The sequence below is a fragment of the Clostridium pabulibutyricum genome, from assembly GCF_058242705.1.
In genome coordinates this window covers 1-11,687 of the sequence record NZ_JBZAYZ010000002.1, presented here as the reverse complement: position 1 = coordinate 11,687, position 11,687 = coordinate 1, and the positions used below count along the sequence as shown (strand labels likewise).

Genomic DNA, 11,687 nt, shown 5'->3' with positions numbered 1-11,687 from the left:
AGTATTGATTATGTTTTGATTAAAGTAAAAATTAAAGATAAAGTAGAATTAGAGTATAAAAAAAACAGACATATCCCCAACCATGGGGCGAAAGTCTGTTCGCGGTACCACCCAAATTACTACTTGTATATATAACGGCATAGCCGGCAATACTTACTTTTTACATTTCAGCATGCAACTCTAGAGTGATTTTCAACAACTTTAGCCTATAGGTTCACACCAAAATCCCTATTCTCTGAAAGCATATTTTTGTTTACTCGTCTCTGTCATCGTTTTTGTATTTGCAAACACTATACTATAAAAAAATATTTGTGTCAATATTTAAAAGCACTATTATTTATTTTCAACGCCTAAATTTAAGATAAATACTCAAATAATACATAAAATAATTGATTGTTTATTAATATAATACGTATATTTTTAAAAATATCATAAATAATTTAATGCATATTGAGTCTAAGGCATTACTTTATAAATTAAAATACAAGTTTAAATTAAAATAAAACCTATATATGTAGAAAAATTTAATTACAAAAAAACTTTTGAAAAACTATTGACAATTTTATCATTAGGTATTATTATCGTCACATACACTAAATATTGATTAAGTAAATTGTTAAAAGTAAATTTAAAGTAATGAAGTAATAATGTTATGCTGAACAGTTAGTTGACCTTATTTTTTATATGGTCTTGCTTTGTGTCTGTTTGGTGTAATTGAGTATAAAAGCAATGATGAGGAAGAGTAGATAGTGATAATTTCTTAGAGAGTGAGGTTTGGTGGGAACTCATGGATTTAGCTATTGAAGGTAGCCTCGGAGTTATGAGTTGAAATTTAAGTAGGCTTTATCGGTAGAACCGTTATTACTTTGAGTAAAAATTTTGGGTGGTACCGCGCGACCAAACTTCTCGCCCCAAGCAGAGAATGTTGGTTGCTTTTTTTATATAAAATTTTATATAAATATTATGGGGACGGTACAAAGCAACAAAATTTGCTTGACTTTATCAGATTTAAAATATTTCCAACATTAGAAATTATCTAAATATTTTTATATCTGATCTCGTATGATTTTTCTTTAGATTTATGTATCAAATTAAATTATGTAAATAAAAATATTAGGAGGAAATTTATTATGGAAAAATTGAAAGTTTATTATGATGAGGATGCAAATTTAGATATCTTGAAAGGTAAGAAAATAGCTGTTCTTGGATTTGGAAGTCAGGGACATGCACATGCTTTGAATTTAAAAGAAAGTGGACTTGATGTAATAGTTGGTTTGTATAAGGGAAGTAAGTCATGGAAAAAAGCCGAGAACTATGGATTTGAAGTATATGAAATAGCAGAAGCTGTTAAAAAGGCAGATATCGTCATGGTATTAATACCTGATGAGAAACAAAGGAAAGTTTATGAAGACAGCATAAAGGACAACCTTGATGAAGGAAATGCACTTTTCTTTGCACATGGTTTCAATATTCACTTTAACCAGATAGTACCACCTAAAAATATAGATGTACTTATGATAGCTCCAAAAGGACCGGGACATATAGTTAGAAGAGAATATACACTTGGAGCAGGTGTGCCTTGCTTATATGCAGTATATCAAGACTATACTGGAAAAGGAAAAGAAATAGCTCTTGCCTATGGAAAAGGGATTGGAGGAACTAGAGCAGGTGTTATGACTACAACTTTTAAAGTTGAAACTGAAACTGATTTGTTTGGTGAGCAGGTAGTACTTTGCGGAGGAATTGCTGAACTTATACAGGCAGGATTTGATACTCTTGTAGAAGCAGGATATGCTCCTGAAAACGCATATTTTGAGTGCATGCATGAGATGAAGATGATAGTTGACCTTATGTATGAAGGCGGAATCAATAGAATGAGATATTCAATAAGTGATACTGCTGAATATGGTGATTACAAGATAGGCAAGAGAATAATAAATGAGAATACCAGAGCAGAGATGAAGAAGGTATTAAAGGAAATACAGGATGGAACTTTTGCAAGGGATTGGCTCCTTGAAAATCAGACTGGAAGACCTGGATTTACTGCAAGAAGAAAATTGGAACAAAATGCACCTATTGAAAAAGTAGGAAAAGAACTTAGATCAATGATGTCATGGATAAATGAAAATCCTGATAATGAATAGTTTATTATAAAAAAGGAGGCTGTGACTATGAAGGGGGCTGAGGTACTTTTAAAAAGTCTTATAGGACACGGAGTTGATACTATATTTGGATATCCTGGTGGAGCAGTTCTGCCTATATATGATGCACTATATGATATGAGGGAAAAATTGAATCATATAATAACTGCACATGAGCAAGGGGCGGCTCATGCTGCAGATGGCTATGCAAGGTCAACAGGAAAGGTCGGGGTTGTTATTGCAACCTCGGGTCCTGGGGCTACAAATACTGTTACAGGTATTGCTACTGCATACATGGATTCTATGCCAATCATTGTATTTACTGGTCAGGTTCCTGAAAGTCTTATAGGAAAGGATTCATTTCAGGAGGTCAATATTACAAGTATAGTAAAATCAATAACTAAAAGGACTTTTACTATAAACAAACCCTCTGATATAAAGCGTGTTGTGGATGAAGCTTTTAAGATAGCTGTTTCCGGCAGAAAGGGGCCTGTCGTTGTTGAAATCCCGAAAAATGTTCAAGTTTCCGAGATTGACAGCAATTTGGAACAGCTTGATATTGTCTGTGATGAATCATATGACAGAGAAAAAGTTGAATCGCTTTCGCAAAAATACGTTGATAATATAGACAGAGCCGTTGAAATTATAAAAAATAGTAAAAAACCTATGATATATGCAGGTGGGGGGACAATATCCTCCGGAGCTGAAAAACAACTCTTTGAATTTGCCGATAAACTCGATACTCCAGTTGCATGTTCGCTTATGGGAATTGGGGCATTCCCGGGAGACATGGATAACTATACTGGAATGATAGGAATGCATGGAAGCAGATGCTCGAATTATGCAGTTACAAATTGTGACCTTTTGATAGCTATAGGTGCAAGATTCAGCGACAGGGTAGTAAGCAAGGTCAGTGCTTTTGCAAACAACTCAAAGATAATTCATATAGATATAGATCCTAAAGAATTTGGCAAGAATGTTGATGTGGATGTTGCCATAAGAGGAGATATAAAAAACGCACTGGATATTTTGAATAACAAGATGGAAAAACAAAGTCATTCAGCTTGGATGAAAAAAATATTAGGGCTTAAAAAAAAGGACAGTGAAAATTATTATGATTTTCAATCAGAAGAGAATGAATGTCCTGATCCAAGATATGTAATAGATACGCTTTACAAGCTTACTAAAGGAGATTGCTTTGTTACAACGGAAGTTGGACAAAATCAGATATGGACAGCGCAGTACTTTAAGTTTTTGAAACCAAGAACTTTTATATCATCAGGGGGGCTTGGGACTATGGGATTCGGACTTGGGGCAGCCATAGGAGCATGCTTTGGAAATCCTGATAAAAAAGTTTTGAATATCGCGGGAGATGGAAGTTTTAAAATGAATTCAAACGAGCTTGCGACGGTTTCAAAATATAATCTGCCGCTTGTCCAGCTGGTATTGAATAACAGAACACTCGGTATGGTTCATCAGTGGCAGGAGATGTTTTACAACAAGAGGTATTGTTTTACAGAACTTACCGATGATGTTGATTTTGTAAAACTTGGAGAAGCGTATGGAATAAAATCTATTAGAATAACAAAATCCAGCCAGGTAGAAAGTGGTCTTAGGATGGCCTTAGAGCAAAAGGGACCTGTTATAGTAGAATGCTGCATTGATATGCATGATAAAGTATTTCCAATAGTACCACCGGGTGCATCTATAATGGAAAGCATAGGTTGATGTTTTAAAATTTGTTTTTGAATCATAAATATAAAGGGGCTTTTAATATAAATTGATAGATTGCGGATAATTTATTTATAACTTGAAGTAAAATTAAAGGAGGACTCATAAATGAAAAGTGATTTGGTGAAAAGCGGAATAAAAGCAGCTCCGGCTAGAGCGCTCATGTATGGTATGGGTTATACCAGTGAGGAGATAGAGAGGCCTCTGATAGGCATAGTAAATTCTCAGAACGAAATAGTTGCAGGTCATATGCACCTTGACGAAATTGCAAAGGCTGTGAAAATAGGAGTGGCAATGTCTGGTGGTACACCTATTGAGTTTCCTGCCATTGCAGTCTGTGATGGAATTGCAATGGGACATATAGGAATGAAGTATTCACTTGCAAGTAGAGAATTAATAGCTGACTCTATTGAAGCTATGGCAATGGCACATGGTTTTGACGGTCTTGTCATGATACCTAATTGTGACAAGGTCGTACCTGGAATGCTTATGGCTGCTGCAAGACTTGACATTCCTGCCGTTGTAGTAAGTGGAGGACCTATGAGGGCAGGAAAATTAAGAGGCAAGAGCCTAGATTTCAGTACATGTATTGAACAGGTGGGGGCGTGTAGTGACGGTAAAATAGCTGAAGAAGAACTTGAAAATGAAGCAAAAAGATCCTGTCCTGGATGTGGGTCGTGTTCTGGTCTGTTTACAGCAAACAGTATGAACTGCTTAACCGAAGTCCTTGGAATGGGTCTTCCTTTAAATGGTACTGCACTTGCACAAACAGGAGAGAGAAATCAGCTTGCAAAACATGCTGGAATGTATATTATGGATTGTGTGAAAAATGATAGACGTCCAAGTGATATACTTACAATCGATGCATTTAAAAATGCAATAACTGTTGACATGGCCCTTGCAGGCTCTACAAATACAGTGCTGCATCTCCCTGCTATAGCACATGAAGCTGGTTTTGAACTTGATCTTGATCTTTTTGATGAAATAAGCAAAAAGACTCCATGTATAGCGAAATTAAGTCCAAGCGGAAAACATCATATGGAAGACCTTCACATGGCAGGCGGTATACCAGCTGTAATGAACGAACTTTCAAAAAACAATCTCATAAACAAGGAATGTATGACAGTTACAGGAAAAACTGTGGGAGAAACTATAGAAAACTATGAAGTGCTTGATTATGATATAATAAGAAATCTTGATAATCCGTATAATAAAGAGGGCGGGATAGCAATACTGAAGGGAAATCTTGCTAAAAACGGTGCCGTGGTAAAAAAGTCTGCAGTTGCAGATGAAATGATGGTGCATGAAGGACCTGCCAGAGTATTTAATTCTGAAGAAGAAGCTGTTTCTGCAATATTTGGAAACAAGATAAATAAAGGCGATGTAATAGTAATAAGATATGAAGGCCCTAAGGGAGGACCTGGAATGAGGGAAATGCTTTCACCAACGTCAGCTATAGCAGGAATGGGGCTTGACAAAGATGTTGCACTTTTAACAGATGGTAGATTTTCAGGAGCTACTAGGGGCGCATCTATTGGACATGTTTCCCCTGAAGCCATGGAAGGAGGACTTATAGGACTTGTAGAAGAAGGTGACACAATTCTTGTAGATATAAAAAATAAGAATCTTGAACTCAAGGTTTGTGATTCTGAGCTTCAAAGAAGAAGAGAAGGCTATGTGAAACCTGAACCAAAGATAAAAAAAGGATATCTTTCAAGGTATGCAAAGTTGGTTACATCTGCAAATACGGGTGCAGTACTTAAGTAAATTTATTGAATATATACAGGTTCCTCGGGAAAATATATATGATATAATTTAGTTGTCAAAATATATTTTTCTGAAAGGACTTACTGTGATGGATATAATAAAGATAAATATATATGGTTATGAAGACAGGACTATTTTTCAAGGATGTTCCAGTGGGAACAAACATTCCTGCAGTGCACATTGTGAAAAAGGAAATTGCAGTGGATGCAGTTCTTCCGAAAAAAATGAGATAACTTTGCAAGAGCTGTGTGAGAACCTCTGTAAATATTTAAAAAACACTGATATATGTGACAATGTGGATGTTAGTTTTATAAGTCTTAATAAAAGTGAAGTTATTTCTTATGAGAAAAATAGAGTTGAGGAAATTATAGAAAGAGGATTTTATCCACCCATAGTTGTTATAGACGGGATTATAAGGTATTACGGAGGAATATCCAACACACTTGTATATAAAGATGTAAAAGAGCTGCTTAGATAAGCAGCTCTTTTACATAAGTTAAAAATTCAAAATATTTGTTGCTAAAATAAATATTTTCGGCAGGAAAAAAGTCGATTATTATCGAATATTAGTGTTGTAAGTAAAATATATTTTAAGGAGAATCATTATGGTGAAAAACGAAGGTTTAGAAGCATATTTACAAGTTATGCCGGTAATTAAAGATATACTGCTTGAAGATATAGCTGTAGCGGTTGCTGACACTTCAACCTATTTATATTACGAGCCTGGAGACACTTTGGATATAAAGGTAAATGTAGATGAAAGAATACCAATTGACAGTAACCTGTATAAGGCTATAAGGGATGGAAAACCTCATAATACAGTAGTACCAAAAGAAATATTCGGAATTTCATTTAGAGAGATATCATATCCAGTAAAGGATGCACGTGGTATGGTTTTAGGAGGAATAGCAATAGGAAGAAGTTTGGACAAACAATCTAAAGTTGAAGAGTCAGCCGAAAATTTATTTTCTTCACTTGAAGAAACCAATGCAAGTATTGAGGAAATAAGTGCGGGTTCGGACAGATTGTTCAATATGATAGAAAATCTTTCAAAGGTTATAAAGCAATCAGAAAAAGAGCTGTTGGAAAGCAATGAAATTATAAGAATCATACAGGGGATAGCGTCACAGTCAAATTTGCTTGGACTTAATGCAGCTATAGAAGCAGCTAGGGCAGGTGAATTTGGAAAAGGCTTTTCAGTTGTGGCAAATGAAATCAGAAAATTAGCCCAATCAAGTAATGAATCATCAAAGAAAATTTCAGACATATTATTGAAAATAAATGAAGATATTAAAAATATTTTTGAAATAGTAAACGAGGTTAAATCTGTTTCAGAAAATCAATCAGCAGCAACGGAGGAAGTGACAGCCACATTGGGTGAAATCACCAAAAGTGCTCAGATTGTAAGTAGTATGGCAAAAATAGAGTAATATTTAATTAATAAAAGTAATATATATTATTGGATAAGTATCAATAAGTTATTTGGAAGGTGAATAATTATAGTAGTAAGAGCACAGATTTTAAGTCCTGGGGATACAATAGGAATAGTTACTTTAGGCAGTCCATTATCTGCAAATTCAATTAATCTTGGCATACAAACTCTTAGAAATATGGGATTTAAGGTAGTTGTCGGAAGGTACGTGTATTCGTATGATGGATATGTTTCGGCAACAGCGGAACAAAGAGCATCAGATCTTATGATGATGTTTAGAAATCCGGAAGTTAAAGCAATAATACCTTCAAGGGGAGGTGTTGGCGTTGCAGGAATTTTACCATATTTAGATTATGACTTTATAGCACAGAATCCCAAAATTATCACGGGATACAGTGATATAACAATATTATTGAATACATTGTATGTTCGTTGTAAGCTAATTACTTTTCATAGCCTTCTATTGATAGATTTTAAACCTACGACTCCAGCATATAATATAAATCAATTTTTGGAGGCTACATCCACAATTGTTTTATCTAGAAGACTTGAAAATCCTCCTGGAATGCCACTAGTAAGCAAAGTATTCGGAAATGTAACTGGAGTTGTGGTAGGCGGCAATCTTACATCATTTGTAGACAATCTTGGCACGCCATTTGAAGTTGATACGAGAGGAAAGATAATTTTAATTGAGGAAGTTAGAGAACCTATAAATACAGTATACAGGTATATAAATCATTTGATATTGGCGGGGAAATTTGATGACTGCCAAGGTATAATCATGGGAGAATGCACGAACTGTGAATCTTCATACGGTAAGTCATATGAAGATTTGATCAATGAAGTTATGGTACCTCTTAACAAGCCTCTTATGACAAATTTGGCATCGGGACACGGAACTTATAAAATGACCATACCAATAGGAGCCATGACCAATCTTAATACTTATAATAATACGTTGACAGTGATTGAACCTACAGTACAAGCATGAACAACATTTATTTACATTAAAATCTTGTAATTGTTTTCAAAATATTGTATAATAAAAATATAATAGTTTAAATTGGCTATCTACTCCATTAAGTTAAAAGATATATACTTTGTAAAGCTCTGGATCTGTCCAGAGCTTTATTTGTGTGCTTTTTAAGAAAAGATAAATTTATAATAGAGAAATTGTGGTATAATAATATAAATTTGACTTTTAGTCTGAATTGTTGATTTTAGAATACTTTGTTTATTTGTGTTTGTTTTTCGAAGATCTTCTTAAAAATCTTTTCACGTGTGGTTTCGGGAATGTTTGTATATTTGAATTCGTAATAATAATTCGAATTTGATTTAAATAGCTGAGTTAGAAAACCTTCAACAAGTACATTTTCATTGTCGTTAAAATTAATTTTTATGTAAAAAGGTTCCTTTGAATAATATTTTTTTATATTTATATCAAAGTAAAACATAAGTGAGTTACCACCAAGTTTAAATATTGAAATTTTATTTATAGGTAATTTCTGAAATACCAAGATGCCCTGTAATATCCATTCTATGTTAAATGAATCGTTTGATTTGATTTGGTTGATATCTTTTATATATAAAATATTTTCGGTAAAATGGCTATAAAATATACCATACTGGTATATCTTGGTCTGGCTTTTGCAAATATAGAGGTTTATGGATTGAATATCAACTACATTTATGTCTGATGAAAAATTTATCTGGTTTGATATAAACCTGTATCCGTAGTTTGTTCTTCTTAAAATTCCATCTGTTGAATAGAATTCTTTCTGAGTTGTTATTGTAATTGTACTCCATTCAATTTCATTGTCTAAGTTGTAAGTATCGCTTCTTTTAGATGACATCAACACTGTTACTGCCGCATTTACTACTTCACTGTCAAATTGATTTGTACTTTGAAGAAGTTCTGTAATTGAAGCGTCCATATTCTTGGGGGTATTATAACTTCTAGATGACTGCATTGCGTCTATAGCATCTGCTACAGAGATTATTTTGCTTTCCAGAGGGATCTCTTTGCCTTTTAAATTGTAAGGGTATCCTGAGCCATCTATTTTTTCATGATGGTGTTTTATGTAAATAGCTATGTCCGGATACAAGTTTTTTAACAAATTATAACCGTAGGTGCTGTGTTTTTTCAATAAATTATATTCATCTTTCGTCAGTTTGCCTGTTTTGTTTAGAGTATTTTTATTTATGTATAATTTACCTATATCATGTAATAAACCGGCAAAATATATTTTGTTAATAAGCTTACTGCTCAGTTTCAATTGGATTGCTATTTTTTTTGAAATATCTGCTACATTGTATGGATGAAATACTAACATAGGTTCTCTTTCTTTTGTTATTTTTGTGAGTATGTTAATAAGTTCGAAAGTGAATTCACGTCTTTTATAAAGAGACTTATATATATTTATTAAGCAGTACAGCATGGGTTTGAAGTTAACTTTACTTATAAAGTCGACATTCATACATTTATTGTTATGAAGAGAACATAAATATATAAATGTTATTGAATTTTTCTCGATTTGCATAGGGATAAATAATTCATCTTCTGAATTTTTATCAAAAATAGAATTATGTATCGTATTATCATTTTTTAAGTAGATAATACTGTTTTCATGGCGAGATTGTTTTAAAAGTTTTTTGTAGAAATTATCAATTTGTACTTTTGACAACTTTGATGTAAGTTCAGGTTCAATATCTTTTACACTCAGAATTTCGTCTATTGTAATAAAGGCACTATCTTCAGTGTAATTAAAAGCCAATATTAAATCACAGTTGAAATATTTCTTTAAATAGTTTAATAAGACGTCCGTAGAATTTTCAGTAGACTCTATTTTATATGATTGAAGCAATTTAATCACCACCAATAATAATATCAATGAAACAATTCTATTATTTTGTTTCATAATATATATATATCATATAATAGATTAACTGTCTACTTTTTACTACAGTTTCTGCTAATTTATTGTACCTTTTTCGTTAAAATTGAACAATGGAATATAACTTGTCTTTTTGATCCTGATTTATTCCTATATACCTAAGGGTTATATTTTGCGAGCTGTGATTGAAAGTGTCCATTATTAGTCCTATATTATACTTTGACATTTTATATGTCCAATACCCCCAGGTTTTCCTTAAACTATGTGTACCAAAATTCTCAATTCCACAAACTATAGAACCCTCTTTCAATACTTTATAAGCCTGAACTCTTTTTATATGACCACCCTTGCGACTTGGAAACAGGTATGATTCAAATGTAACACTCCTCTGCCTTATATAATTATTTATCTCCTTTCTAATGGAATCATTAAGCTTTATTTTTTTTTCTTTTCCTGTCTTTTTTTCTTTTAAAATTAAATAATCTTTATAATTCCACCTGTCAGTAAAAATATCTTTTATTTTAATTGGCAATATATCACTTATTCTTAGACCGGTATTTAATCCAAACTTTAATAACAACCCATATTTTAAATCTTTTCCTTTTAAATAATAATATATTTGCTTTATCTTACGTTTATCTCTTATTGGCTCTACTGTCATATGAATATACCTCCTGATGTAATATTACTAGATACAAAAACGTTTCATTGTATTTATGCATTTTTTGATTGATTTTGCAAATATATTTGCTAAAAGTGTTGGTATTACTCTTGTCAATAATAATATCAATGAAACAAAATAATAGAATTGTTTCATAATATGATAAAATTTTACGCAATCTATAATAAGATTATAAATTGCCTTAAATATCCAAGTTCATAAAACAACTCTTTTTAGTAAATATTATCTCATAGTATACCCTAAAAGCAGTTTTTATAAACATATAAAAAGGCAGACGATTGGTAACTAAATCCAATGTCTGCTTTTAAAATTATTGCTATTTTTTTTCAAGTATATCCTCTATTTCAGATATATATAAAGTGTGAAAATCTCTTTTAGGATAACATTCATCAATAATTGAGGTTTCAACGAAAGATTTTTGATCGAAGGTTTGTGCATAAAGTTTTTTGCAGGTAATTACAAGTTTTGCCTCTTCAAAATAAGGTATGTTTTTGTAATGTGAGAGCGTAAGATTGGATTTTTGGATCTTATTTTCATTCCTGCCAGATACAGTTCCAAGATAATTCAGTGTATCTCTAAAACTATCATCTAAAAATGACAGGGAAAATTTATTTGATCCATCGATAAATTCTTTTGTGTAACGCTGAGGCCTTAAAACTATATATGCAACATTTTTTCTAAACATGACTCCAAAACCGCCCCAGCTTGCAGTCATGGTGTTCGCTTTTCCATCTTTTTCGGCAGTGATTAGCATCCAGTCTTTTCCTATAAGTTGAAAAGTACTTTTGTTTAATTGACAAGGATCAATTTTATTTAAATTTGACATTTGCATGTATCCTCCTTTTTATAACTTTAATTAATAAGAATAATTTTAAATAAATATGTCAAGCATTTTTGAAAATGTCCCAAAAAGTTTTAATTATTAGCACCAGTTTTTTGCTGGTGCTTTATTGTTTTGATGCTATTAATTTAAGGTATGGCAAACAAACCTTAGAAACAATTAATTTTTAAAAAATAATTTCGTAAGTTTTTTATGCTAT

The 11,687-nt window shown here is 32.4% G+C and carries 9 protein-coding genes and 2 other annotated features; of the genes, 6 read left to right on the top strand and 3 right to left on the bottom strand.

Annotated elements, in window-relative coordinates; all coding sequences use genetic code 11:
- Window positions 1–80: 80 nt before the first annotated feature.
- Window positions 81–279 (bottom strand) — a binding site (T-box leader).
- A 441-nt stretch (window positions 280–720) separates the two neighbouring features.
- Window positions 721–917, top strand: a binding site (T-box leader).
- Between the two features lie 213 nt (window positions 918–1,130).
- From ilvC to AC4CVH_RS03335, 6 genes are all read left to right on the top strand, one after another.
- Window positions 1,131–2,144 (top strand): ketol-acid reductoisomerase, encoded by a 1,014-nt coding sequence (gene ilvC / locus AC4CVH_RS03360; RefSeq protein ID WP_490786322.1) that lies wholly within the window; start codon window positions 1,131–1,133, stop codon window positions 2,142–2,144.
- Window positions 2,145–2,171: 27 nt separating this feature from the next.
- A complete protein-coding gene (gene ilvB, locus AC4CVH_RS03355) occupies window positions 2,172–3,869 on the top strand; it encodes a biosynthetic-type acetolactate synthase large subunit (protein WP_490786321.1) in 1,698 nt (565 codons plus the stop codon).
- Window positions 3,870–3,980: 111 nt separating this feature from the next.
- Complete coding sequence (ilvD, locus tag AC4CVH_RS03350) at window positions 3,981–5,639, top strand: dihydroxy-acid dehydratase (RefSeq protein ID WP_490786320.1); 1,659 nt, start codon at window positions 3,981–3,983, stop codon at window positions 5,637–5,639.
- Between the two features lie 88 nt (window positions 5,640–5,727).
- Window positions 5,728–6,117, top strand: a complete 390-nt coding sequence (locus AC4CVH_RS03345) for a hypothetical protein (RefSeq protein ID WP_490786319.1) — start codon at window positions 5,728–5,730, stop codon at window positions 6,115–6,117.
- Between the two features lie 127 nt (window positions 6,118–6,244).
- Window positions 6,245–7,069, top strand: coding sequence for a methyl-accepting chemotaxis protein (locus tag AC4CVH_RS03340; protein ID WP_490786318.1), 825 nt, complete (start codon window positions 6,245–6,247; stop codon window positions 7,067–7,069).
- Window positions 7,070–7,132: 63 nt separating this feature from the next.
- Window positions 7,133–8,062, top strand: a complete 930-nt coding sequence (locus AC4CVH_RS03335) for a S66 peptidase family protein (RefSeq protein ID WP_490786666.1) — start codon at window positions 7,133–7,135, stop codon at window positions 8,060–8,062.
- Between the two features lie 229 nt (window positions 8,063–8,291).
- Here AC4CVH_RS03335 and AC4CVH_RS03330 read toward each other — a convergent pair whose 3' ends face one another.
- From AC4CVH_RS03330 to AC4CVH_RS03320, 3 genes are all read right to left on the bottom strand, one after another.
- A complete protein-coding gene (locus AC4CVH_RS03330; protein WP_490786317.1) occupies window positions 8,292–9,935 on the bottom strand; it encodes an HD-GYP domain-containing protein in 1,644 nt (547 codons plus the stop codon).
- A 130-nt stretch (window positions 9,936–10,065) separates the two neighbouring features.
- Window positions 10,066–10,626 (bottom strand): tyrosine-type recombinase/integrase, encoded by a 561-nt coding sequence (locus AC4CVH_RS03325; RefSeq protein ID WP_490786316.1) that lies wholly within the window; start codon window positions 10,624–10,626, stop codon window positions 10,066–10,068.
- Window positions 10,627–10,963: 337 nt separating this feature from the next.
- The gene (locus AC4CVH_RS03320) at window positions 10,964–11,473 is read right to left on the bottom strand and encodes a flavin reductase (protein WP_490786315.1); all 510 of its coding nucleotides are present in this window, start codon (window positions 11,471–11,473) and stop codon (window positions 10,964–10,966) included.
- Window positions 11,474–11,687: the final 214 nt, after the last annotated feature.

What these genes read in the sequence shown, in the direction of transcription:
- ilvC (WP_490786322.1), top strand. Translation starts at nt 1,131, where the DNA reads ATGGAAAAATTGAAAGTTTATTATGATGAGGATGCAAATTTAGATATC.
- AC4CVH_RS03340 (WP_490786318.1), top strand. Translation starts at nt 6,245, where the DNA reads ATGGTGAAAAACGAAGGTTTAGAAGCATATTTACAAGTTATGCCGGTA.
- AC4CVH_RS03325 (WP_490786316.1), bottom strand. Translation starts at nt 10,626, where the DNA reads ATGACAGTAGAGCCAATAAGAGATAAACGTAAGATAAAGCAAATATAT.
- ilvD (WP_490786320.1), top strand. Translation starts at nt 3,981, where the DNA reads ATGAAAAGTGATTTGGTGAAAAGCGGAATAAAAGCAGCTCCGGCTAGA.
- AC4CVH_RS03320 (WP_490786315.1), bottom strand. Translation starts at nt 11,473, where the DNA reads ATGTCAAATTTAAATAAAATTGATCCTTGTCAATTAAACAAAAGTACT.
- ilvB (WP_490786321.1), top strand. Translation starts at nt 2,172, where the DNA reads ATGAAGGGGGCTGAGGTACTTTTAAAAAGTCTTATAGGACACGGAGTT.
- AC4CVH_RS03345 (WP_490786319.1), top strand. Translation starts at nt 5,728, where the DNA reads ATGGATATAATAAAGATAAATATATATGGTTATGAAGACAGGACTATT.